At 50.0% G+C, this 24,753-nt stretch carries 19 protein-coding genes and 1 pseudogene; 7 read left to right on the forward strand and 13 right to left on the reverse strand.

Annotated features, from left to right (window positions below; translation table 11 throughout):
- Positions 1 to 7 precede the first annotated feature (7 nt).
- From JOY44_RS17975 to JOY44_RS32420, 5 genes are all read right to left on the reverse strand, one after another.
- The gene (locus JOY44_RS17975; protein ID WP_197985546.1) at positions 8 to 1,354 is read right to left on the reverse strand and encodes a PrsW family glutamic-type intramembrane protease; all 1,347 of its coding nucleotides are present in this window, start codon (positions 1,352 to 1,354) and stop codon (positions 8 to 10) included.
- A gap of 98 nt (positions 1,355 to 1,452) precedes the next feature.
- A complete protein-coding gene (locus tag JOY44_RS17980) occupies positions 1,453 to 1,650 on the reverse strand; it encodes a hypothetical protein (protein WP_203032050.1) in 198 nt (65 codons plus the stop codon).
- A 107-nt stretch (positions 1,651 to 1,757) separates the two neighbouring features.
- A complete protein-coding gene (gene def / locus JOY44_RS17985) occupies positions 1,758 to 2,321 on the reverse strand; it encodes a peptide deformylase (protein ID WP_171576092.1) in 564 nt (187 codons plus the stop codon).
- Between the two features lie 119 nt (positions 2,322 to 2,440).
- Positions 2,441 to 4,108 carry an MBL fold metallo-hydrolase gene (locus tag JOY44_RS17990; RefSeq protein WP_171574967.1) on the reverse strand — a complete coding sequence of 556 codons (1,668 nt, stop codon included), beginning with the start codon at positions 4,106 to 4,108 and terminating at the stop codon, positions 2,441 to 2,443.
- A gap of 78 nt (positions 4,109 to 4,186) precedes the next feature.
- Positions 4,187 to 4,309: a hypothetical protein gene (locus JOY44_RS32420; protein WP_281063310.1), complete on the reverse strand. Its 123-nt coding sequence runs from the start codon at positions 4,307 to 4,309 to the stop codon at positions 4,187 to 4,189.
- A 621-nt stretch (positions 4,310 to 4,930) separates the two neighbouring features.
- On the opposite strand from JOY44_RS32420, the gene JOY44_RS17995 reads away from it, so the two are divergent.
- Positions 4,931 to 8,785 carry an ExeM/NucH family extracellular endonuclease gene (locus tag JOY44_RS17995; RefSeq protein ID WP_171574968.1) on the forward strand — a complete coding sequence of 1,285 codons (3,855 nt, stop codon included), beginning with the start codon at positions 4,931 to 4,933 and terminating at the stop codon, positions 8,783 to 8,785.
- On the opposite strand, the gene JOY44_RS18000 is transcribed toward JOY44_RS17995, so the two are convergent.
- Positions 8,782 to 9,000, reverse strand: coding sequence for a hypothetical protein (locus tag JOY44_RS18000; RefSeq protein WP_171574969.1), 219 nt, complete (start codon positions 8,998 to 9,000; stop codon positions 8,782 to 8,784). The two genes, JOY44_RS17995 and JOY44_RS18000, sit on opposite strands and share 4 nt — an antisense overlap.
- On the opposite strand from JOY44_RS18000, the gene JOY44_RS18005 reads away from it, so the two are divergent.
- Positions 8,987 to 14,854: a phytase gene (locus JOY44_RS18005; protein WP_171574970.1), complete on the forward strand. Its 5,868-nt coding sequence runs from the start codon at positions 8,987 to 8,989 to the stop codon at positions 14,852 to 14,854. The two genes, JOY44_RS18000 and JOY44_RS18005, sit on opposite strands and share 14 nt — an antisense overlap.
- A 52-nt stretch (positions 14,855 to 14,906) precedes the next feature.
- Positions 14,907 to 15,092, forward strand: a complete 186-nt coding sequence (locus JOY44_RS18010) for a hypothetical protein (RefSeq protein ID WP_171574971.1) — start codon at positions 14,907 to 14,909, stop codon at positions 15,090 to 15,092.
- A 68-nt stretch (positions 15,093 to 15,160) separates the two neighbouring features.
- Here the strand turns inward: JOY44_RS18010 and JOY44_RS18015 are convergent, their stop codons facing one another.
- Genes JOY44_RS18015 through JOY44_RS18025 form a run of 3 tightly spaced genes read right to left on the reverse strand, consistent with a single transcriptional unit; the run spans position 15,161 to position 16,446 of the window.
- The gene (locus JOY44_RS18015) at positions 15,161 to 15,727 is read right to left on the reverse strand and encodes an IS630 family transposase (RefSeq protein WP_171572406.1); all 567 of its coding nucleotides are present in this window, start codon (positions 15,725 to 15,727) and stop codon (positions 15,161 to 15,163) included.
- Positions 15,724 to 16,239 carry a helix-turn-helix domain-containing protein gene (locus JOY44_RS18020; RefSeq protein ID WP_171572405.1) on the reverse strand — a complete coding sequence of 172 codons (516 nt, stop codon included), beginning with the start codon at positions 16,237 to 16,239 and terminating at the stop codon, positions 15,724 to 15,726. Before JOY44_RS18020 ends, JOY44_RS18015 begins: the two co-directional genes overlap by 4 nt.
- A gap of 30 nt (positions 16,240 to 16,269) precedes the next feature.
- Complete coding sequence (locus tag JOY44_RS18025; protein WP_171574972.1) at positions 16,270 to 16,446, reverse strand: hypothetical protein; 177 nt, start codon at positions 16,444 to 16,446, stop codon at positions 16,270 to 16,272.
- 4 nt (positions 16,447 to 16,450) lie between these two features.
- Here JOY44_RS18025 and JOY44_RS18030 point away from each other — a divergent pair, with 4 nt between their 5' ends.
- Positions 16,451 to 16,999 (forward strand): cyclic nucleotide-binding domain-containing protein, encoded by a 549-nt coding sequence (locus JOY44_RS18030; protein WP_171574973.1) that lies wholly within the window; start codon positions 16,451 to 16,453, stop codon positions 16,997 to 16,999.
- Positions 17,000 to 17,342: 343 nt separating this feature from the next.
- Positions 17,343 to 18,920 carry a DUF6399 domain-containing protein gene (locus JOY44_RS18035; RefSeq protein ID WP_171574974.1) on the forward strand — a complete coding sequence of 526 codons (1,578 nt, stop codon included), beginning with the start codon at positions 17,343 to 17,345 and terminating at the stop codon, positions 18,918 to 18,920.
- A gap of 71 nt (positions 18,921 to 18,991) precedes the next feature.
- On the opposite strand, the pseudogene JOY44_RS31505 reads toward JOY44_RS18035, so the two are convergent.
- Positions 18,992 to 19,132 (reverse strand): annotated as a pseudogene (locus tag JOY44_RS31505) (IS1 family transposase); the annotation flags it as partial.
- Between the two features lie 96 nt (positions 19,133 to 19,228).
- Here JOY44_RS31505 and JOY44_RS18040 point away from each other — a divergent pair.
- Together JOY44_RS18040 and crtD are read left to right on the forward strand one after the other, a co-directional pair.
- Positions 19,229 to 20,058 (forward strand): IS1 family transposase gene (locus JOY44_RS18040; RefSeq protein WP_171572121.1). Its coding sequence is split into 2 segments (ribosomal slippage): positions 19,229 to 19,570 and positions 19,573 to 20,058, totalling 828 coding nucleotides; the frame shifts between segments, so codons are not numbered across the junction.
- A 193-nt stretch (positions 20,059 to 20,251) separates the two neighbouring features.
- Positions 20,252 to 21,748, forward strand: a complete 1,497-nt coding sequence (gene crtD / locus JOY44_RS18045; protein WP_171574975.1) for a C-3',4' desaturase CrtD — start codon at positions 20,252 to 20,254, stop codon at positions 21,746 to 21,748.
- A 62-nt stretch (positions 21,749 to 21,810) separates the two neighbouring features.
- Here crtD and JOY44_RS18050 read toward each other — a convergent pair whose 3' ends face one another.
- The 3 genes from JOY44_RS18050 to trpC all read right to left on the reverse strand — a co-directional run bounded on the left by JOY44_RS18050 (position 21,811) and on the right by trpC (position 24,622).
- A complete protein-coding gene (locus JOY44_RS18050; RefSeq protein ID WP_171574976.1) occupies positions 21,811 to 23,196 on the reverse strand; it encodes a hypothetical protein in 1,386 nt (461 codons plus the stop codon).
- A gap of 125 nt (positions 23,197 to 23,321) precedes the next feature.
- Complete coding sequence (locus JOY44_RS18055) at positions 23,322 to 23,594, reverse strand: DUF5340 domain-containing protein (RefSeq protein WP_171574977.1); 273 nt, start codon at positions 23,592 to 23,594, stop codon at positions 23,322 to 23,324.
- Between the two features lie 107 nt (positions 23,595 to 23,701).
- Complete coding sequence (gene trpC, locus JOY44_RS18060) at positions 23,702 to 24,622, reverse strand: indole-3-glycerol phosphate synthase TrpC (protein ID WP_171574978.1); 921 nt, start codon at positions 24,620 to 24,622, stop codon at positions 23,702 to 23,704.
- Positions 24,623 to 24,753: the final 131 nt, after the last annotated feature.

A 24,753-nucleotide genomic window follows, 5' to 3' on the forward strand; every position in this document is an offset into this window, starting at 1 on the left:
AGATAGGTCATCGCATGAATCGGGTGGCGAAGTTTTGCGATCGCGTGGGAGAAAGCGCCCGTGCTTTGAGAATTGCGGCACCCAAAAATGCGTAGGACAACACGCCGACGAATGCCAGAAACACTGGACTCAGCATTCCTGCTGTATTCCAGAGTGTGTGTAAGCCAGCAGCAGTGAACAGTCCAACGCTCAAAATCAACCATCGCTGCCGAAACCGCAGCACGCTTAGCCCAATGAAGTAGCCAAAGTAGCCGCTGTAGGCCATGTGCCCGGCGACCAAGCCTAATACCCTGGGAATCAGGAGTTGTAAGCCTGCTAATTGGGCGGCTTCTTGTCCGGCTAAAAGGGATGACTTATAGGTTGCGGGAACATACACTCCCAAGGTTTCCATTAAGCTAAACCCCACGGCAGAAGCAGCGCCCAGCAAAATTCCGTCTAGGGGTTCCCATACGCCAATGCGTGATTTAAACGGCGATCGCAGTCGCAAACCCACGCCCAAGGCGATAAATACAGGCACTGCTTTGAGCAACTCCTCCATCAGCCCTGCGCCAAAAAACATTTTCACCAGCAGCAACCAAAAATTGGTCGCGGCATTCGTGCTAGATAAGTCACCCGGCAAGAGGTGATGAAACACTAAAGTGAACAGATCCAGCACAGGACTGATTAAAACCAGCGCAGTCATGGTAGCCACAGCCACCAGTAACCACCAGGGCTTTTGCTTACCGCAAAGCTGATAGATGAAATACAACGCCCCGATCGCCAAATATGCCGCCAGCAGCAGGTTAAACACCGCCGGATTGCCGATCGCCAAAAACAACAGCACTACAAACGTAATGGTGACCATTGCAGGCACCAAATAGGCTTTATGGGTTAGTTCACGTCCGGTAGACAGGATTGGAAATAACTGAGTTAGACTTACGTCTTCCGATTTAACGGTTTTTTGGGGCGGCAGAGTGGGGTCAAGCGCAGGTGGAAATGTACCTAGCGCCACTCCAAAGCTGTTTAGCGGTTGCCCTTCTGCTTGGGGTTGATATTCAAACACCAATTCTGGACCGTTTTGCCCCAGCATGATGCGATCGCCGACCTGCAAAACCTGACATCCTTGCAAGCGTTCGCCATTCACGAATGTGCCGTTACTGCTATCTAAATCACAGACTTGCCAAAATCGCTCCCCATGAGGCGACTCGAACCCCAGAATGGGCACAACTTCTGCATGTCGCCGAGAAACTGAGCGATATAAAGATGCATCTAGCGTAATCTCGCAGCGTAGATCGCGCCCTATTGCCATTGATTCAGAGCTAGACAGCAGATAGTGGGGTAGTCTGCGCTCTGTGTTGCCTCTACTAGAAAGCAATCGAAGAAATGCAATGTATTGAGTGCCCGACATTATGAGGGAAGTGTGCCGAGGTAATGGGTCTATTCCAAAAAGCAACACATCCGGCAGCAGAGAGCTTATTTTTGATTGGCTCTAGTATCTCGAACGGCTGCCAAGAAACAGACAACTGTTAAAGGAATACTCAATGCCAAAATAATCCCAGTCACCAAACCACCCAGTTCGGGTTCCCCAGAGGATAGTTCAAAAACTGAACCAACCGACGCGATCGCCGTAATGCAAGAACCCGCTAGAAGTATGCCGCTTTTTGGAGTCACTACAGACTAATCCCGAAACATCACAATTGGCTAAAAATCAGGCTATCCACATGAAAATTTCAAACAGTTCATCAATAAAATCGAACCGTTTGTAAATTATCATCCTTTCAGCTTACAGGTTTAACAGCCTTTCCCGAAAAGCCATGCTTCATTAGTTCTTGATTTAACTCCAATGCATTCTCCACACGATCAACAAACAAGACACCGTTTAGGTGATCAATTTCGTGTTGAATGCAGCACCCAAGTAATCCGGTTGCTGCTAGTCGCTGAGGACGACCGTTTTCGTCTTTGTAAGACACTTCGATCTCTGTTGGGCGTTTTACATCAAGATAAACGTTGGGAATGCTGAGACACCCTTCCTGGTTTAACACAATCTCCTGACTCGCTTTGGTCACCGTCGGATTGATTAAAATCAGCGGTGGTTTTGCAGCGTCGTCCGGATCACAATCCACGACGACGAGTTGCTTGTTGACCCCAACTTGAGGCGCAGCTAACCCAATGCCATCAGCGCTGTACATGGTCTGCAACATTTCTCGAATCAGTTGCTTAATTTCTGCATCCACCTTGGCAATGCGTTTCGCAGGCACCCGCAGCACGCGATCGCCCAACTGGTGAATCTCCAGCGGCGGCTTTGCTAATTTCTTTTTTTCTACCAAAACCTCAGCAGTCATGGATATGGTACTCACAGCTTTAATCAAAATGTCGGAATCATTCCGCGTTGTTTCATCTTATCGAATTTCAGTTCAGTTAGCGGAGTTATTCACAAGTCTGTTAACTATCCACTATCAGTTCAGGGCTCAACAGCTCTTTCTCCAATTTGCATCGGCTCAAATGCAGGGCAAAATCCTTCTGGCGTAACTTTGAACTCAAAGAGAGGTGAGGCATCATTCCAGCATCGTTGCCCTCGATAGTGGCGACAGTTGCCACAGCAGTTTTGTAAAGGAGAGTTTGCATCCACCCAATCCAACAGGCGATCGCTTTCTTGGGGGCGCAATAGTTCCCGTTGGGGCAAGCCGCGCAGCACCAATTCATCACCTTGCCAGCGGGCTTCGATCAAGCCAGTGTCTGCTAAACCTCGCCACCGTGGATCAGCTGCGATCTCATCGGGCAATGTAATCGTCACCATGGCATCTAGTTCAGTCAGTTCGCCTTCATAGCTCGTATCGGGAGGGGCTGGCTGTAAAAAGGTTTCACCAATTGGCAGTTCGACTCTAGTGCCGCTAGCAGGCGAATGGAGATGATACCGATTATGTAATTCATCCAGGCCGGTTAAGTCTGACAAATAGGCGGCAGGTCCATGCACAAACAGCACATGCTGAGGGCGGAGGTTGTGAATCAGTTGGGTGGTTCCTGTGCCATCACAATGTTGTGCCAACAAATAAGTTTCGGTTGTCAGAAACGCGGGTAACACTGGCAGTATTTCTGCTGGGCGATTGGCTACTGGGCGATAAGGTTCCACTGGCAACAACACCAGCCATGCTTCCGGATTCGCTCGATAATACTGACGCAAATCTGTCGTTTCGTCAGTCACCACAATGCAGGTAGATTGCCCCAACTTGGCACAACTTTCTGAAGTGAGACGGCGTACGCGTGGACGTACCCGTTCATCCCAAAAGAGGGGTTGATGACGGGCAAAATTTTGGACTGAGGTTGGCAGATGAGGCAAGATTTCTAGATAGGCATCACAGCCATCTGCAACGGTTCCATCAACCCAAATATCAATGTCTCGCCCCGTGAAATAATGGTGGCTCCGCAGCAGCAGCAGCAGCTCTTGCCCCAAACCTAAGGAAGCGGGTAGCAGAATTGATTGTTGCTGGGCGATCGCCTGGTCAATTCGTTCAGCCAGATGGTTTTCTTGATGGCGACGATGGGGATGACGCGCCGTGCCATAGCTGCCTTCCACAATCAACACATTTGGCTGAAGTCCACGCAGCTCTTCTAGCGGTAGTCCTTCCACCAACCGGGTGTTGGATAAGAAAAAATCTCCCGTATAAAGCACAGTATAGGAACGAGAGGTCGCATTTTTTTCCGACGGAGCGGTATAGGAGAGCAGAATTACAGCCGCCCCTGGCAAATGTCCAGATGGATAGATTTCGGCACTGAGTCCATCTAAAAATTCTATGGGTGTGCGCCAGGGTAGTGCATGGCAAAACTGCGGTATGTCCTGTGCAGATTGGTCTGACCAGTTTAGCGGCAATAACTGAGTGGTCACCTCGCTCGCATAAATTGGCAGTTGAGGAAATGCTCGATGCAGTTCTAACAATCCGCGTGCGTGATCAGCGTGGGCGTGGCTACACAGCACCAGGTCAGCCGGAGGATTGCCCGTCGAGTCAATTAAAAGTGACAGATCTGACAAGCCGCAATCTAACAGTATGCGGTAGGTGCCAATCCGCAGCAGTAGGCATACTCCTTCCCCTGCGTGACCTACCCCATAAGTTAGGCATTCCAGCTTAATCACTTTTGTTTTGTCTCTCCAGGGTGGCGATCGCCGCCTCTACTTAATCGTGTTACTTACCGTCGTAACCAGCAATTAATGCTAGTGGGCTGAGCCATTGCCATGATAGTTATCCGAATCGTAAAAGCCGTTTTTCGTGCCAAAAAATAAACAAGTAACGGTAAAAACCACCGTCAAAACCACTAAGACTAGTTTGACATCCATGGGTTCAATCATTCCTATCTACGGTGCCAGTAAACAACTTAATTAGTTTATATAACTACTGACAGATATTCATCTATCCGCTGAGTGGCTTTATTTTGTAGACATTGTAAAACCATGTTGTTGAAGCCAGGCAATTTATAAATCTTAATAACAAGTCTTTTCCTCTCGTCCTTTTCCCTGTCTTTGCTCTTCCTATAGGTATAAAAGTTCAGTGAAATTACTGGCTTTTAACGCTGCGTTGAAGAGTTCTTAAAGTTCTTGTGGGATTTATGGTAATCGGTGGCTAAATAATCACCGCCGATTCTGTGGATTTTCTGAGTTCAGGCAACTATCTTTCTCCATTCCATCACTCCCACCGGTCTGTTTCATAATTTTTATTCATGATTTTTAGACCATCAGAATTTACCGAGTGGTTGTCCGGGTAAAGATGCTCTGGCTAAACGCATCTGATGGTTTAGCCAGATGCATTTAAACAAAGCTTAGAAAGGTTTTTACCTGAGCAGAAGATTCTAATTTATTGCACACCTTTTATTAAAGCTGGGCGAGGCAAACTTTTCCCAGCTTTTTTATGGGTAGCATTCCTTTTTTGTTTCCACACAACCTTTATCCTCCACCAACACAATGGCTACAATTTTTACTGGTTCATACTCCGAGAATTTTGACACCTTAGTTAGCAGTGGAACTGGCCCCACTGACACTACCCCTCTTCCTTCTGGATGGGTATTTGTAGAGACCGGAACGAACGCCAACGCTACTTACACCGCTGGTACGGGAAGTAACAACGCGGGTGACACCTACAGCTTTGGCATCGCAGGTGAAACTGAGAGAGCTTTAGGCGGCTTACTGTCCGGCAGTCTCACGCCCTTATTTGGAACAAGTTTCACCAATAACACTGGGAACTCAATTACTTCACTCACGACTAGCTACCGCGGGGAGCAATGGCGCTTAGGAAACGTAACCTTAGGGCGAGTAGCAGATCGCCTCGATTTCCAATACAGTCTGAATGCTACATCTTTAACAACGGGCACTTGGGTTGATGTAGATGCTTTAGATTTTAGTTCGCCCGTTACCACCGGTAGTACAGTTGGTTCGCTAAACGGCAACACGAACAGTACAACCCTCAGTACCGTCATTTCGGGGTTGAATATTGCCGCAGGCGAAACATTTTGGTTCCGTTGGCAAGACTTCAATGTGAGTGGTTCAGATGATGGTCTGGCGATCGATGATTTTTCTCTGAGTTCTAGACCGACCCCGCCTCCACTCACTCCAACGGTGGCGATCGCTGCGAACCCTGCTTCCACTACTGAAGGCAGCACCATCTCTGGGCTATTCACCATTTCCCGTACAGGTGACATTACCAATCCACTCACGGTCAACTTCACAACTGGCGGAACCGCTACTAGCGGGAGTGACTACCGCACCCCTGATAGTTTCGCCACTAATTCAATTGAAATTCCAGCGGGGCAAAGCTCTGTCACTATTGGGATTAGCGCGAACGACGACACCATCATCGAAGCGGTTGAAAATGTTAGCGTCACTCTGGGAACTTCTGTCAACTACAGTGTAGGCTCCAGCAACACTGCCACCGTCACTATTAATGACAATGACACCGCGATCGCAGTGTCCAAAATCCACCAAATTCAGGGCAGCGGACTCACCTTCAATTCGGCTTTTGGTGGCACCCAGGCAATCGAAGGGGTTGTGGTCGGCTCGTTCCTTGGTAGCTCTGGGCTGAACGGCTTCTATGTTCAAGAAGAAGATACCGATTGGGATACCGACTTCGGGACTTCCGAAGGTATCTTTGTCTTTGATCCGACTGGTTTATTCTCTGGCGCTGTAGGCGATAAAGTTCGTGTGACAGGACTGGTGGGTGAGTTTACCAGTTCTGCTACGGGCATTACCGGTAGCACCATCAACAGTAGTCTGACCCAACTCTCTCTCGCCAGCACCGTCTCGACGAAGAGCGTCCTGAATTTGGGTAGCAGCAGCTTACCCAGCATCACCAATGTTACCCTTCCCGTTGCCGATGCTTCGGTGCTAGAGCGTTACGAAGGTATGTTGGTCAATGTCGGTGCGGCGGTTGGTTCCTTGACTGTGACCAATAACTTTACCCTCAGTCGCTTTGGACAGGTGGGCTTGTCGGCAGGCGATCGCTTAGATCAATACACCCAGGTGAATGCGCCCAGTGTGACTGGTTACGCTGACTATCGAGCAAACCTGCTTGACAACTACATCATTCTGGATGACGGCAGCAACACCCAAAATCCTGCTGCGGTGATTCATGCCCGCAATGGTCAGCCCCTAAGTGCGACGAATACGCTCCGGGCTGGAGACACGATCGCCAGCATCACCGGTGTTCTAGATCAACGCTTTGAAGGCTACCGGGTTCAGACCAAAACTCCTGCCAACTTTGACTCGACTAACGTCCGCGAAAACACCGCGCCTGACGTAGGTGGCACCCTCAAGGTTGCCAGTTTCAACCTGCTCAACTTCTTTAACGGCGATGGCATGGGCGGTGGATTCCCCACTTCACGGGGGGCTGACAGCTTGGCGGAGTATAACCGTCAGCTTCCCAAGACAGTTGAAGCCATTCTAGGACTGAACGCCGATGTTTTCGGCTATAACGAAATCGAGAATGACGGCTACGGTTCCACTAGCGCGGTGCAAACTCTAGTCGATGCCCTAAATGCCGCAACCGCTCCTGGCACTTACGCCTTTGTCACGCCTCCAGCTTCCGCCCTAAATGCCTCCGGCACCTTTGGCGGTGACGAAATTACCGTCGGCTTTATCTACAAGACCAGCGCGGCGCGTGTTGCGCCCGGAACCAGTGCGGCTGCACTGACCACTGGAGCCTTCGCCCAAGATGATGCTAATCGAGTTCAGCGCCCTGCATTGGCGGTGACATTCGAGCAACTCAACAACGGCTTACCCACCAATGCTACTTTCACCGCTGTTATTAATCACTTCAAGTCCAAGAGTTCCAGTGCAGGCGGCGTGGGTGATGCAGATATCGGTGACGGGCAGGGTTTCTCGAACGGGACTCGTACTCGTGCATCTCAAGACCTGGCAGCCTGGTTAGCAACCAATCCCACGGGCACGGCTGATTCGGATTACTTGATCATGGGTGACCTCAACGCCTACCGATTGGAGAATCCGATCACGACCCTGACAGATGCTGGATATACCAGCCTATTTGGATCTGAATCCTACTCTTACCAATTTCAAGGACAGTGGGGTTCACTGGATCATGCGTTGGCAAGCGGTAGTTTGAACAGTCAGGTAACAGGTGCAGCAAAGTGGCATATCAATGCTGATGAACCCCTTGCCCTCGACTACAACTTGGAATTCAAGTCCGCTGTTCAGCAGTCCAGTTTCTACAACGTCGATCCCTTTGCCTCGTCTGACCATGATCCACTGGTGGTTGGCTTAAACCTAACTCCGACCAACCAAGCGCCTACGGCCGTCACCTTTTCCAACCCGGTCGCGACGCTGGCAGAAAACACCAGCACGACTACCCGCATTCAAGTAGCTACCGTTAACCTTACCGATGATGGCTTCGGCACCAATGTTCTTAGCCTTAGCGGTACAGATTCTAGCTTCTTTGAGTTGGATGGCAGTGCGCTGTTCTTGAAGGCAAATACCAGCCTTAACTTTGAAGACAAGTTTAGCTATGCCGTCACCGTTGCCGTCGATGATGCATCGGTTGGCATCACTCCTGATGCCAGCGCCAACTTTACGCTGGCAGTTACGAATGTCAATGAAGCTCCGATCGCCAATAATGACAGCGGCTTTACCGCTAACCAGAGTATGGCGAAGCTGATCTCGATCGCGACCTTGCTAGCCAACGACACTGATCCCGATGCCAACCCAACCCTGTCTATCCTCCCCGATGGATTTAGCGATGTGGTGGGTGGCACTGTTGCCCTGAACGGCGGTAACGTCGTATTTACCCCCGGCTCTAGCTTTAGTGGCCCTGCTAACTTCAAATACACTTTGAGTGATGGCAGCCTCACCAGTCAGGCGATCGTCATGCTGCAAGTGGGTCGAACCGTTAATGGCGGCAATGGGAAAGATGCCCTGACGGGCAATGACGGCGATGATAACTTCAATGGCGGCAGTGGGGAAGACATGCTGTTTGGCAACGTCGGCAATGATACCCTGCTGGGTGGTAATGGCGATGACAAGTTGTTTGGTGGGCAAGGCATCAATATCCTGACGGGTGGTAATGGTGCAGATACTTTCGTGCTTGACTCCTTCGCTGGCACTAGCACCATCACCGACTTCACCGATGGGCAAGACAAGATTGGACTGCCGGGTGGTCTTTCCTTTGGGCAGCTTAGCTTGCTCCAAGGCACGGGAAGCAACCTAAATGACGTGCTGGTTAACGCCACTAGCAACGGAGTCAACTATACCCTGGGAATTTTGCAGGGAGTCTCGGTTGGCAGCCTCTCGGCAAACGATTTCATGACAGTTTAGCGCCTTGGATTGGGCTGGGGACGGGCAGATTGTCCTCCCCGGCTCGATTTTGCATGGGCGATTCGGGAAACGTTAGCGAAGTTTTCCACAGGACTCCCTACGGGACTCGCGATCGCCCAGTTTTTTCTCTTACCTTTAGCCCCTGTGTGAATTTCACGCCCTCGACGACCAATCTTCAGTTCCCCCACCTGTAGGAGTTTTATGCCGTCTACCATTCGTTTTGCCCAGTTCAACGCTTCTCTAAACCGCAACAGTGCGAATCAGTTAGTGACCGACTTATCCACACCTGCCAACGCCCAGGCAAAAGCGGTTGCCGAAACCATCCAGCGCACTAACCCCGATGTGCTGTTAATCAATGAGTTTGACTACGTTGCAGCCGATCCGCTGGCTCCCGTGCGGTTGTTGCAGCAAAACTATCTGTCGGTCAGCCAAAACGGCGCGGCTCCTGTGGAATATGCTTATGCATATATTGCACCTTCCAATACTGGCGTTGCAACTGGGTTTGACTTGAACAACAATGGTGCGATCGTCACTACGCCTGAAACGGCTGGATACGGCGATGATTCTTTTGGTTTTGGTCAGTTTCCCGGTCAATTTGGCATGTTGGTGCTGTCTAAATATCCAATTGACACTGCTAACGTCCGCACCTTCCAAAACTTTTTGTGGAAGGATATGCCCGGTAACTTGTTGACCAATGACCCCACGGTAGATAATCCCGCCACGCCCGTCAGCGAGAATCTAAACGGGTTCTATTCGGCTGAAGAGCAAGCAATCCTCCGCCTCTCTTCCAAAAGCCATTGGGACGTGCCGATTTTAGTCGATGGGGAAGTGGTTCATGCGCTGGTCAGCCATCCCACGCCACCAGTGTTTGACGGTGCTGAAGACCGCAACGGCAAGCGAAACCACGATGAGATCCGCTTCTGGTCAGACTATATTTCTGCTGGCAAAGGTGGCTACATTTACGACGATCAGGGCAGAACGGGCGCGATCGCAGCCGGATCTCGCTTTGTAATCATGGGCGACCAAAATGCCGACCCCAACGATGGCGACAGCTACGACAACGCTATCCTGCAACTGCTACAGAATCCCAGTCTGAACACTAACAGCGTCCCTTCTAGCCTGGGTGGACAGGAACAGTCCAATTTAGATCAGGGTAAGAACTGGATGCATCAGAGCAATCCGAATTTTGACACGGCGGATTTTGGCGATACGGGCTTCAACCCCGGCAACCTGAGAGCCGATTATGTGTTGCCCTCCAGCGATTTGCAGATTGCCGATTCACAGGTGTTTTGGCCTGTGACCACCGATCCACTGTTTCGTTTGGTAGGCGATCGCCAAAGCGCTGCCACCACACCCGCATCGGATCACAGCCTGGTTTGGGTAGATGTAAAAATCGCAGCCACGGAAGCAGGCAGAACGATTGCCAACGAACCAGAGTTTCTCGGACAAACTATCATCAAAACGGGCTTTGTTCCCACGGGTGCAGCTGGTGCAATCAACGGCGCGGCAGTTCCAGTCGGTGGCTTGTCTGGTTTGCAGTATGACGCTGCCAAAAACCAGTACTATGCTATTTCCGACGATCGCTCCGAAAACGGTCCTGCTCGGTTCTATACCTTTACTGGCGACCCCACAAAGCTCAGCACCAACGGCGTAAGTTTCACCAATGTCACCCCGCTTAAGGATACCAGCGGCAACTTCTTTGCCCGGTTCAGTCTTGATCCAGAAGATATTCTGCTGACCAACAACGGCAGACTGTTCATTTCTTCTGAAGGGGAAGTGCGCCCCGATTTGGGAGCCAGCCGCGTGACCGATCCATTCATTAAAGAATTTAACCTGACAACCGGGCAAGAAGTCGGGTCCCTTCTAATCCCCGAAAAATTCCTGCCCAAGTTTCAAGATACGAATGGCAGCGGCGTAGTGGATGCAGGCGATACTCAACTTTCCGGCATTCGCAACAATCTGGCATTTGAAAGTCTGACCATTACGCCCAATCAAAAATTCATCTTCACTGCTACAGAAAATGCGCTGCTTCAGGATGGTCCGATCACCAGCCCTACCAGCACTAGCCCCGCCCGAATCATTCAATACAACCTGTTTGCGGGTCAGCCAGAGAAAGAATACCTGTATGAAATAGATAAGGTTGCGATCGCGCCTCCCGTAGCTGGCAGCTTTAGCACCAATGGCTTAGTAGATTTGCTGGCGATCGATAATCGCGGCACTTTGTTGGCAGTGGAGCGTTCCTTTACCACAGGTGCTCCGGGCACAGGCAACACCATCAAAATCTATGAAATCAGCACTCAAGGTGCCACGGACATTAGTTCGATTGAATCGCTCAATAGTCTCGGCGCAGACGACCGGGCGGCAATTCAGCCCGTGCAAAAGCGCTTAGTGCTGAATCTGGATGACCTGGACATTCCCACAGGTCTAGACAACATTGAAGGCATTGAGTTTGGTCCCACCTTGCCCGATGGCAGCCGCTCGATTGTGTTGGTGAGCGACAACAACTTTAGCGCTACTCAGTTCACCCAAATTTTGGCACTGAGCGCAGACTTGATTCCCACGGTTACGCCCCGTGTGGAAACCCCAGCCAACTTCAACAATCCAGAACTACCTTTCAGCCAGCGTGGGGATTCCGACGATCCGGCAATCTACGTCAACCCAACCAATTCTGAAAATAGCTTGGTGCTAACGGCGATCAAGAATGGCGGTTTACAGGTTTATGACCTGTCGGGCAAGCTGCTGCAATCGGTGAACCCTGGCGACATCCGCTACAACAACGTGGATTTACTCTATGGGTTTGAGCTGGGTGGTCAAACGGTGGATTTGGCGATCGCCAGCGATCGCAACAACGATAAACTGGTCATCTTCAAAATCGATGCGAATGGCGCAAACGGTGAATACGTCACTGATATTACCAACAGCAGCATTGGCACCCTGTTCCAATCCACTCAGTTTGAGCCGCCCTACTCTGCATCTACCCGCAGCGCTTACGGCATCGCTGGCTACACCAGCCCCGTAACGGGCGACGCCTATGCGTTTGTCACCCGTCGCCAAACCGGAGATGTATCGCAATACAAGCTGGTGGATGCAGGCAACGGCACAATCACCGCCGATCGCGTCCGCAGCTTCACAGTGCCGATTCCAGTGTATGCGCCTGCTGATACCGATCCTCAACTCGAAGGCATGGTGGTTGACCAAGAAACAGGCTTCCTCTACATCGGTCAAGAAAATGTGGGCATCTGGAAATACTTGGCAGAACCCAACGGCGGCAGCAATGGCGCTCTAATTGATGTGGTTAAGGAACTTGGCGGCAAGAACTTGACGGACGATGTGGAAGGTTTGACTATTTACTATGGCGCAGACGGAGCCGGTTACTTGCTGGTTTCCAGCCAGGGCGACAACACCTTCGGCGTTTACTCTCGCGAGGGCAACAACGACTTTTTGGGACGGTTTGCAGTCGGTGCGAATGGCGCGATCGACAGTGTGCAAGAGTCCGATGGTGCTGCCGTGATCAACGTGCCGCTGGGTCCCAACTATCCCTTTGGCTTGTTCGTCACCCAAGACGGCTTCAACGATCCGACGGTGCTAGTCGAAGACGATGGCGAACTGGAAAACATCAGCAACAACTTCAAGTTTGTGCCCTGGGAGAACATCGCTAACGCGCTTGCCACTCCGCTACAAATCGACACCACTAGCTTTGATCCGCGCAATCCCCAAGCGCAGTCGTTGCTAAACGGCGTAGGTAGCGGGGACACCACCCAAACCTCCACCGTTTTGTGGACTCGCAGCAACTTCACTGGAGAAGTCACCTTCGAGTATTCCACCACAGCCGACTTCAGCGCGATCGCGGGTACTAAAACCGCCACCGTTTTCAATCCGCTGGTGCCCGTAAAAGTGGAAGTGGATGGACTTAACGCCAACACCGAATACTTCTATCGCGCGATCGATGCGGCTGGCGCAACTGCCAGTGGACAACTTAAAACCTCAGCGCCTTTGGGCACTTACACCGGGTTGACCTTTGGCGTAACGGGCGACTGGCAGCAGGCTCCTCCTTTCCCTTCCCTATCCAATGCGGATGCGCGTGGTTTAGAGTTCTTCCTCAAACTGGGCGACACCATCTACGCCGATACTGAAACGCCAGCGCTACCCGGTGTGGTGCAAGCACGTACCCTGGATCAGTTCCGCACCAAGCACGAGGAAAATGTATCCAGCCGCTTCGGTTTGAACACTCTCCGCGACCTGTATGCCTCAACCTCTATTTTGGCAACGATTGACGACCACGAAGTCGTGGACAACGTTGCAGGAGGCGCTGCTCCAGGCAACTCACCCGATGCCAGCGATGTGCATCCCACTGAGCCAGATTTGTTTACCGATGCGGTTGCCTTTGTCAACGACACCCGCGCTTTTGAAGATGCCCTGCAAGCGTTCCAGGAATATCATCCGATTCGCAACGAGTTTTATGGTGCAACCGGAGATGCTCGCACGGAGGGCGAACGAAAGCTGTACCGCGCCAACTCCTACGGCAGCGATGCGGCAATGTTCGTTTTAGATACGCGCTCTTTCCGCGATGCTCAACTAGCTCCGGCAAGTTTGGCAAATCCTGTACCGTTTTTGGTGAACGCCTTTGATCCGACTCGCACGTTACTAGGTCGCCAGCAAGTCAATGACTTGAAGCAAGACCTGTTGCAAGCACAAACCGATGGTGTGACCTGGAAGTTTATTGCAGTGCCCGAACCGATTCAAAACTTTGGCGTAATCAATGCGGAAGATCGCTTTGAAGGCTATGCTGCCGAGCGCACCGAGATCCTCAAGTTTGTGGATGACAACGACATCGCTAATGTGGTCTTCTTCTCTGGAGATTTTCACGGCACGCTGGTCAACAACTTGACCTATCAGGTTGCCCCCGGTCAAGCTCAAATTCAAACGGGTGCGTTTGAAGTGGTGACGGGTCCTGCGGCATTCTTTGATGGCTTGTTTGGTCCGACGGTGGCAAGGCTCTCGTTGGGTGCCAACCTGATTACACCAGACCAGTTTGGCTTCTATCAAACTCTACCGATCGCCCCTGACAGTGACAGCCTGCCCAACGATAAGGATGACTTTATCAAACAGTTACTTGTTGCCCAAACCAATGCCTTTGGCTATGACCCCATTGGTTTGCAAGGGTCGCCAATCGATGCCACCTTGCTTCAAGGTGACTATCTCTCCAGCCATACCTATGGCTGGACGGAGGTCAACATCGATCAGGCAACCCAAAAGCTGACGGTCACCACCTACGGCATTCCGCTCTATAGCGAAAGCCAACTGTTGGCAAATCCCACGGCGATTACCAGCCAAACCCCCGCGATCGTCAGTCAGTTTGAGGTGAACCCCACCTTTAACCTCAACGGCACGGCTGGAGACGATGTACTCGTTGGTACCGATGCCAACGATAAAATCAATGGAGGCGAAGGCAACAACACTCTGCATGGTCTGCTCGGCAACAATACTCTGATTGCTGGCAATGGCAATAACACCGCTTATGCAGAAGGCGGCAATGATGTGTTTTTGTTGGGTAACGGCAACAACACGGTGTTTGCCAATGACGGCAACGATTACATTTCCACTGGCTCAGGAAACGACACCATCTACGCCGATCTGGGCGATGACTGGATTAATGCAGGTGATGGCAATAACACGGTGTTTGCGCGGGAAGGAAACAACCAGGTTGCTACGGGTGCTGGCAATGACATCATCTGGGCCCATATGGGCAATAATTCCATTACCACCGGTGCAGGCGATGACCTGATCTACGTCAGTGGTGGCGGCATCAACACCATCAACGCGGGAATCGGCAACGATACCGTGATCAAAGGATGGACAGGCAACGGTGTGGATACCATTGCGCTGAATGCGGGTGCAGGGTCAGTCACCATCTTCGGCTTTGACTCCAACGATAAGATCACACGCAGTTCTGGATTGGTGGCTAGCGACATGTTGACCATCACTAAGAGTGAGTTCGACACCACGATCAGCAAGAATGGTGACTTGTTGGCAACCTTGAAGTGGTACACCGGAGATGTTGTGGCTTAAACGACACCTGCTGGTGGATACAATAAACCTCCTGCACGAATAGCAAAACAGTGTGCCAGTTAGCGATCGCATTGCTCTATCGGGTGGCTTAACCTTTGGCAGACTGACATTTGCTCAAGGCAGCGGCACAAACGCCACGGATGTTTTAGTCAGTCAAACAGATAGCGGCAACGTTCTGGCTGTCCTCAGCGGAGTGCAGACCAACAGTCTCACGGCGACGAACTTGACAGCCGTCTAAGTTAACCTTTCTCACTGATCAAACCGAGGAGTTTTATACTTCTCGGTTTTTTGTTGTCTAATACCAATTTAAATGGTGTCAATGACAGATAGTGCATTGAGGATAAAGGGGTAGCCTGTAAGGGAAGCAATCACTTGAGGGGTTAGCTGGGCTAAGAGTTGATCAACCCTGGATTGCAGTTGGTCAAGCGTTTTGAACGCAGCCCACTTGAGATCCGCCTTGAGATGTTCCCATAAACGCTCGATAGGATTTAACTCTGGGCAGTAAGGCGGTTGAAACACCAAGATAATGTTCTCTGGCACAATAAGGTCTTTGCCTTTGTGGAACCGTCCGTTATCCACTTGCAGGATGTTGAGACTATCGGGGTAAGCCTTGGAGAACTCATCTAAGAACCATTGGTAGCATGCGGTATCGACATGGGAGAATTGCAAGAAAAAGGACTCTCCTGTGGTAGGTTCCACAGCACCGTATAGCCAGAATGCTTTGAATATCCATTGCCACGCCCCGATGGGTTTAACCCCAACTGCCGTAATTAATCGTCCGATGAGCGTGTGAAGTCCAAAGCGACTCTCATCTTGTGCGAAGTAACGAATCGGTCGCTCATCCTGGCGCACCTGCCGATAGTACTGACTCAATAAGTCGAGGTCGTCTGCGAGGTTTGCTTAAATGCCTCTCGCTGGACTCGGTTCTGCTTGATGTTTTGAGGACGGGCGACCTTGAGTTTCGCTTTGAGTCGATAGCGCGTCATCTGGTAGACCGCATGATACTCGGCTTCTACCCCTAAACTCTCTAACAGCCACTGCTGCACCTTCCCATAGCTGCTAAACCCATTGCTCGGTTCCTGCAATCGCTTGGCTAAGGCAACCTCCGCCCACATTGGAATCACCCGGTTGCCTCCTCCTGGAGTGGGTTTAACCACCAGCAATGCTTCTAATCCTTGCGCTCGGTACAGGGCTAACCATTTTTGCACCGTGCCCCGATGCCTGCCAATTGCAATCGCAATCTGACTGACACTCGGTGCGTGCGCTTGTTTGAGCCAGTACAACACTTGCAATCGCTCTTTGAGTATCGGCTGTTCAACCGCTCGCAAACGGGTGCCTAGCTCCTCGAGACTTTCTTTAATTGCGATTGCGCTTACTCCAGCCATTGTTAGACTCTCACCTCTACATCGCTCAGTTTATCTGATCTGTAATGGCTCCAATTTAATTTGGTATAAAGTACTAAACATCCGCCAAAATACTGTGCGATCGCCAAAGTTATCACCAGCAACCCAGCCCACACCTGTAGAATCGATTAAAACAGAAAGAATCGCGGAAGCACATCGAAACCAATAGGCTTGGGAAAATGAGACCATGTCAATGAAAACAGTGTTATTCCTTTTAGGAGAACTGGATGACGATGATATTGATTGGATGTTAGCTACCGGAACTCGTGAAAAAATACCCGCGGGAACGGTGCTGATTAAGGAAGGAATTCCCATTGACAGTCTCTTTATTTTGCTGGAAGGAATACTCAGCGTCACTACCGCCGTAACCCAAGGGTGCGAAATCGCTAATCTTCTTAGCGGCGATATCGTTGGGGAAATGTCTTTCATTGACACGCGCCCACCTTCAGCAACGGTTTCTGCTAAGGAGGCAGCTCTGGTTTTATGTATTCCTAGAGAGAAACTAGCGGAGCGTCTTAAGTTGGATATTGGCTTTGCCGCACGGTTCTATCACGCATTAGCCATTTGTCTTTCTAGCCGGATGCGCTTCACGGTAAATCAGCTTAAAAACCGCGATCAGCCTCAATCCAGCAACCTAAGCCACGATCTGCCCGTTGGCGAATTGACAAAAGATGCCCTAGAAAACGTCGAGCTTGCAAAGACGCGCTTAGATTGGTTGCTACGACGGTTAAAAGATTCCTAGACTATTCATGAAGAAGCTATTTGTCCAATTTAACGACTTAGTGTCGGGCTTTAACCAAGGTCTGAAATACAAACACATGAACCGCTTCAGGTCTTTTCAATAGAATTTTATTCTGCCACTAAGCTTAAACAGTTATTTGCCTTTTTCTGAAATACCCTCAAAAATCATTTGAACTAATAACTGCTTTTTTCTGGTGCGTTCCAAAGCACATTAGTTTAGCGGCTACCAACATAAAGCGGGACAGCAATGCCCTGAGCAGGTAGAATTGGCCTCATCATGGAAAAACCCTGTGACTAAGCGCGAGGGCAAGTATCCTACCCTCAAGAGTTAAATGAGGGAACGGATGAGACTCAATATACGAGAACGGTGTCAAAAAGTCTTCCAAGCATTTTCTGCAAAAGGACCCCTGACGATTCGAGCCATTGCTCAGGCAACCGGAATTTCCAAGAGTAGTGTGCATCGACATCAGCAAGCCATGACGCGTCGGCATCAGTATCCAGAGTCAAGGGTGTGGGAGAGTGCCATCGGAGCGCAGTGGTTAAAACGGCTGGTGGTTGCCACGGTGTTTATCTTCTGCTTCAAGCGAGGAGTGGGCTGTGAGAGCTTAGCTGAGTTCTTCCGACTGCTGGGACTAGAACAACAGGTGGGGGTTTCCGTTAGCTCCTTGCGCCAGATTCGTACCCAGATGGAGACGCAAATTCTGGACTATCAACGTCTGCAACAGTCTCAGTTGGAGCACCCTCAAACGCCGGTTGAAGCGTGTGTCAGCGTCGATGAAACGTTCCTTGACCAGGTAGTGTTAGTCCTGTTGGACTTACCCAGTGGCTTCATCCTGGTGGAGGAGATGTCCCAAGACTATCGCTACGAAACCTGGCAACAGCATACCCAGCAAGCGTTGAGCAAACTAGGGTTGAACATCCATTACTGTGTCAGTGACCGAGCCAAAGCCTTGGTCAAACTTGCGCTTGATGAACTGGGGTGTCCGAGTATCGCCGATCTGTTTCATGCGTTGCGGGAACTGTCGCAAGGGATAGGCAGTGAGTTGTCTGAACACCTGTTTCGAGTCAACCGACGACTGCGCGAGTTGGATGACTCGACAGCAAATGCCTCCTTAAAGCAGCAACTGCAAGTCCAGCAAAGTGGGTTAGAGCAGGCTCAAACCCAATACCGATCCATCTTGCATCAACTGACGACCACGCTCCATCCTTTTGCGATTCGGTTGGGCATTCCTCAGACGAGCAAAATGGTTGAATCTGAATTCCAGCAGCAAGCGACCACCCTGCGCACCCTGAAACAAACCGATCAACTGTCAGATAAACCGGGCAGTCTCTCCAAGTTTGAGCGTCAACGGCACGACTTGGCAGCCGTGGTTGACCTCTGGTGGAAGTGGGTCGAGCAAAGCTTGAGCGTTCGAGACTGTGAGCGATCCACGGGCGATTGGGTGAAGCAACACCTGTTGCCGGTCCACTACTGGCACCAGCAAAGTGTTCGCACGAAAAACCCAACCCTTAAGGCTGCTTACCAAATCGCGGCCCAACACGCTCAAGCCGCGTTAATGCGCCACCCTATCACCACGGCGATGTCTTGTGAGCAGTTCACCCAGTGGCAAACTTGGGCAACCTCGATGGTGACTAAATTCCAACGAACCTCTTCTCCGGTTGAAGGACGCAACGGCTACCTGAGTCAGATTCATCACAATCGCCGAGGTTTATCGACCCGACGCTTACGGGTGATGACCACGATCCACAACTTCCACCTCCAACGCTCTGATGGCTCGACAGCGGCTGAACGTCTTTTTGGTAAACCCTCTCCTGACCTCTTCGAGTGGCTAGTTCAACAGATGCCAGTCCTCCCGCAAGCGCGGCGCGGCAAAGCTGCTGCCAAAGCTAGAACTCCCTTCCTACCCACTGTCCCGGCTTAAATCGGTAGCCGTTTAGCTTATGGAGAGCCTAGAACTTATATCTGCTGATCAATTGAGATTCTGGGACAGTACTAAACAGGTAAGGATGCATTGTAGTGGTGGATGAAGTACCAAATTGCACCAATAGGGTAGGGTTCTCTAACTTCTTGGAAAACGATAATGTCTGAGCGTGACACCCGTTGCCGTAAGGTACAGTTAAACCGCTTAATATAGCTAGTTTTACTACTCTCCTAGCCACAATCTTTGATTGTGCGTTAAAGGATTGTGGGCTTGGTAAAGTAGGATCAATTCTTTCCCCTCAAGAAGCTATGGAATGCCGACTTTGTGGTCATCCTAAGTGTCATAAGCATGGCAAGCTGCCCAATGGACACCAACGCTATTTCTGCCCTCACTGCCAGCAAACCTTCTGTGAGAGCTTTGACACGCTGTACTACTGGCGACGAGTGAGTCCGGAACAAGTTCAGCAGGTGCTACAAGCTCATAGTGAGGGCAGCAGCTTACGAGGGATTAGCCGAATTACAGGCTTGGCATACAACACCGTGGTCAGTATTGTTCGGGCATCGAGTGCCAAGGCTCAGCTAATTCATAACGACCAGGTCAAGCAAGTGGCAACCGCAGAGGTGAGTGCGGATGAGATGTGGTCTTTCGTGCAAAAAAACAGAAGCAATGTCTTTCCAATGAATTAGAAGTGGGAGACTGCTGGATAGGTCTGAGTTTAGCGGACTCCAGTGGACTGATTTTAGCGGCACGAGTGGGCAAGCATACAGACGAACTTATTGAGGAATTGGTAATTAGTACACAGGGAAAAACGGCTTGCAAACAGTGGAACAGTGATGACTGGGGAGGCTATGAACGAGTCCTTCCGCCTGAAATTCTGCACTATGTTGGCAAAGACAAAACGCAGCGCTTAGAGCGAACCAACGGCATCGTCCGACAACAAACTGCTCGATGGCACCGCAGGCAAAACAAGTTCGGCAAACGGTGGGAGCAAACGAAAGTGACAACACGCTTAGTAGTCAGCTATTTCAATTGGATTTGGCGGCATAGTCGATTCAAAACAACTGCGGCTCAACGAGCAAAACTGGCTGAGCAGCCTTGGACCTGGCAGGATGTCGTTACCTACCCCACAATCCTTTAGTGCACTACCCAATCTTTTTCGTCGGGTTGCGTTATGAAGATCTGCTTTCAAGTTGGGCTTGGCCGATGAAATCTATTGATACAAAAGAGAGATCGCTGGGAGCCGCCGCTTTTACTCTAAGACTTAACAAATCCCTAGCTTTGACTAGAAGGAAACTTTAAGATAAAGAAGGTAAACAAATGTAAAGTATTGCATGACTGGCAAGCGGGTTCTAGTAATTGGTGCAGGTATCGGTGGTTTGACAGCAGGAGCATTGCTTGCTCAGCGTGGCTACTCCGTACTGATGTTAGAGCAGGCATTGATGCCGGGTGGTTGTGCTTCTACATTTAAGCGACAAGGTTTCACCTTTGATGTGGGTGCAACTCAAGTAGCAGGTTTAGAACCAGGAGGGATTCACCATCGCATTTTTGCCGAATTAGAGATTGATCCACCTGCTGCAACCCCTTGCGATCCTGCTTGCGCAGTCTATTTGCCAGGAGAGACAGAACCCATTAGCGTGTGGCGTGACCCGGAGAAATGGAAGGCAGAACGACAGCGGCAGTTTCCTGGCAGTGAACCATTCTGGCAATTGCTTGCCGATCTATTTCGCTATAGCTGGGCGTTTCAAGGGCGTGATCCAGTCTTGCCGCCGCGCAGTACTTGGGATTTGCTACAACTGGTGAAAGCGGTACGCCCCAATACACTTCTAACCTTGCCCCATACCTTTTCGACCGTGGGGGATGCTCTACGAGGATATGGACTAGAAGGCGATCGCCGCCTTAAAACCTTCCTCGATATGCAGCTTAAACTATATTCCCAGGTGGATACAGACGAAACCGCTTTGCTTTACGCAGCAACTGCATTAGCAGTTTCTCAAGAGCCGCATGGACTATTTCACTTGCAAGGTAGTATGCAGACCTTGAGCGATCGCCTGCTAGCAGCCTTTGAACGAGATGGAGGCAAGTTATTGTTGCGCCATACGGTCAAGCAAATTCATACCCAAAATGGCGGCGTTACTGGGGTTACCATTCGCAATCAGAAGGGCGAAATGTGGACGGAGTCTGCCGATCATGTTGTGGCAAACGTGACGGTGCAAAACCTGATGCAGCTCTTGGGGGATGAAGCTCCTAAAGGTTATCAGCAGCGAGTGGAAAAATTGCCACCTTCATCGGGCGCTTTTGTGATCTACCTTGGTGTGGAACAAAGCGCCATTCCGGCGGACTGTCCACCTCATTTACAATTTTTGTATGATTACGATGGGGCGATCGCCGAAAATAACTCCCTCTTTGTTTCCGTCAGCGAACCAGACGATGGTCGGGCACCCAACGGCAAGGCAACCATCATCGCCTCTTCGTTCACCGAGACTAGCCAGTGGTGGCAAGCTGATTATGATTCATTGAAACAGCGATACATTGATGAAGCGATCGCCCATCTCAGCCAGTTTTTTAAGCTCAATGAGCAAACTATTCACCTGGTAGAAGCAGCAACACCCCGAACGTTTGCAAGATATACCGGACGCGATCGCGGTAGTGTTGGCGGCATTGGGCAGCGTATCCCTACCTTTGGACCCTTCGGCTTTGCCAACCGCACTCCCATTCAATCTCTCTGGCTAGTCGGCGACTCCACTCATCCCGGTGAGGGCACCGCAGGAGTCAGCTATGCCGCGTTAACCGTTGTCAGGCAAATCAAGAATAGCGATCAACGTAAATAAAAAAGATAGGAAAAAGGTAAATTAATTACACTTAACGCTGCGAGTTTCGCCGACTTTGCTTTTTAGGAGCGCACTCGATAGCGATGCCGACGAAGCAGAAAATCAGGAACATCCATTTTTGGTCCTTTGAGGGATAGGGCAGAGCAATCGCCCTCTATTTCTACAGCGTCAGCCGTTGCTGTTTGAAGAATGACTAAGATCTCTGACAGTTCAGCTGAAGAATTTGGCAGCACTTCGATGAGTTCTTTAAGACGGCTTAAATAGTCGTGACCATTGTGATGGCGATCCTTCCAATGTTGAATTGCTGTTTCATATTCACTGGCTTGCTGAGCTTGCTTGAGGATTTGCTCCTGCATATCTGCGGTCTGATGTTCTAATTCGGCAATACGAGTTTGGTGGCGATCGCGCGTTTGCTCAAGCTCCTGACAAAAATGCTGAAGCATGGCTTGAGTAGTGGTTTGTTTTGATAGCTGAATTTCTAACTCTTGAATTTTGCATTGCGCCGTAAACAGTTCCTGCTCTAAAGGGCTATCACTAGCAAGAGATCTCGCTGAATGGGTCTGTTGCAAGGTATCAATCATTGCTTGTTGTTCTTGCAATGCAATGTGAGCCCGGTGTAATTCCATTTCTAGTTGTTCAATAGCTGCTTGGCGCTTCGTTAAATGTTGCCCCAGTTCCAACAGATTTGGTTGCAGTTGCTCATGTGAAATAGTTGAATCAGCTAAATCTACGTCAAGCGATTGAGAAAAACTTTCTAGATTTTGCTGACCCTCAAGTGTGGGGTACAGTTTAGCTAGCCAATCCAAATAGGTTTGTTGCGCTTGAGTTTCAGCGCGATCGCTATGAATGCGAAGCCACAAGCGTTTTAAATTGGTTTGCTGACCTTCTGCCAGATCTTCAAGCGATAGCAACAACTCCTGAAAGGACTGAGTTTCACCTTCAGTTTGATTTTCATAAGCTTCTAGGGCTAGCTGCTGCTGGGATAATCGCCGCTTTAGCTGAGTAATGGCTTGCTGCTGAATATTAGCGATTTCCTCGGTTGAGGCTAATTGAGCCTCGAGAAACCATTGGTTAACCAGTTGAAGCCGGAGATCTGCTCCCGATGACACTGATTGATCTAAAGCCTGCTCTAAATCATGAATGCGTTTAGCTTGCTCGTGAACCAATGATCTCAGGGCAGATAATTCATCTTGTGAAATATCTGGGTCAAGCGGTAGTGGTTTAGCACCCTGATCCAATTCACTTTCTGAAATTGAGATTTGATTGAAAAGAGGAGTCGCTAAAGATTCATCATTACTGGATCTGAATGGCAGTGAGATTTCCTCAAGATCCAAACAAAGCTGCTCAGAGTCATTAGATTTGGCGAGCGGCGGCATACTGGAACCGATGGTTGGGAAGCTATTTTCTTCTATAGATCGCGAACTGCGAACTAAACTTGGTTCAGTCACTTAGAACCCCCAAAGACAGTAAGTAGCCTTTTACCGGAGCCGCAAGATCGTTTTCTTAAAACGATCTTGATGAGTAAGCAGAAATAAGCATATTGAAATCTTGCTATTCTACTGCATTCGTCAGATTATTCTGGGTGCAAGCTGAGAAGATCTTTAGATACTAGATCATTTTGTGCAGTTGCGTTGAGCGACCACCGATAGTCAATTGGTAAGTGCTGGCGCTCACAGGCTTCCTCCAACCGTTTTTGCTGCGACACAGCTTTGCGCAAGGTAATAATAAGCTGCTGCACCTGATCATGGATACCCGGTTTTTGAGCCACTGCGGACATTGTTTGACGTTCTAGCATCTGTAGGAGTAGTTCATAGTGAATGTGCGATGGCAGAGGGATCGGTTCCATGGGTGACCTAACTTGCTGAAGTGTTCAAAAATAAATGAGGGGGAGGGACAGAAAAATTTAGATTGAATGGGCTATACGGTAGCTAACTCAAATTCTTTTCAAAACAATTAAGAATCCGATTTGGGCAGCGCAGATTCAGTATTTAAAGATCGCAAGAGCGTGGCAAGAGCAATCCCTGGATCTGGCTGTTTCATCAGCGATTCACCCATTAACACTGCACTTGCACCTGCTTGATTCACTCGGTTTAAATCGGCAGAGGTATGAAGCCCTGACTCGCTGACCATTAGAATCTGGCGATCGCGGATCTGCTGATTTCGATTAGATAACAACGTGCAGGTTGTTTGCAAGTCAACAGAGAAATCTTGCAAATCTCGATTGTTGATGCCAATCAGATCGACATCTTCCAGCGCTAAGACTCGATCCAGTTCCTCCTGAGTATGGACTTCAATCAGGGCGGTAAGCCCCAGCGATCGCGCAATCTTTATGAAGTATGGCAGATCTTGATCCGACAGGATGGCAGCGATGAACAATACGGCGTCAGCTCCATGAACTCGCGCATAGAACATTTGGTAAGGATAAAGAATAAAATCTTTGCATAGCAGCGGTAAATTCGTTGCAGCCCGAATTGCCGCTAAATACTCAAAGCTGCCCTGAAAAAATTTTGAGTCAGTTAAAACAGATAGGCAGGTTGCGCCGCCCTGTTCATAGGCTTGGGCGATCGCCACTGGGTCAAAATCCTCTCGAATCACTCCTTTGCTGGGAGAAGCCTTTTTTACCTCTGCAATTACCGCAGGCTGTGTAGTTGATTGCTGCAAAGCCGCTAAAAAATTGCGCACGGGAGGAGCAGTCAGCATCCTTTTGCGAAGCTCCACAAGCGGCACTGCTTCCCTCAACTGGTCAACCTCAGTTTCCTTATGCCAAACAATTTCTTCCAAAATATTTTGTGGAGCCGCATCATCTGCTTTGATTTGGTAGCGCAAGTACTCTACGGCAATAGCAGGGTTGGGAGGACGACGACGAATTTGCATAGAGCAGAAGACAGGGATTTAGAGGACAGAGAATGAGAAATTGAAGGAAAGACTCAGGCTAGCCAGTAGCAAGCTATTCGATAGCGTAGCGTAACTTGGGGCAGGGATACAGAAGCTCAGATCCTGAAACC

The sequence above is a fragment of the Leptolyngbya sp. Cla-17 genome, assembly GCF_016807185.1.
Taxonomy (GTDB): Bacteria; Cyanobacteriota; Cyanobacteriia; order Leptolyngbyales; family Leptolyngbyaceae; genus ULC077BIN1.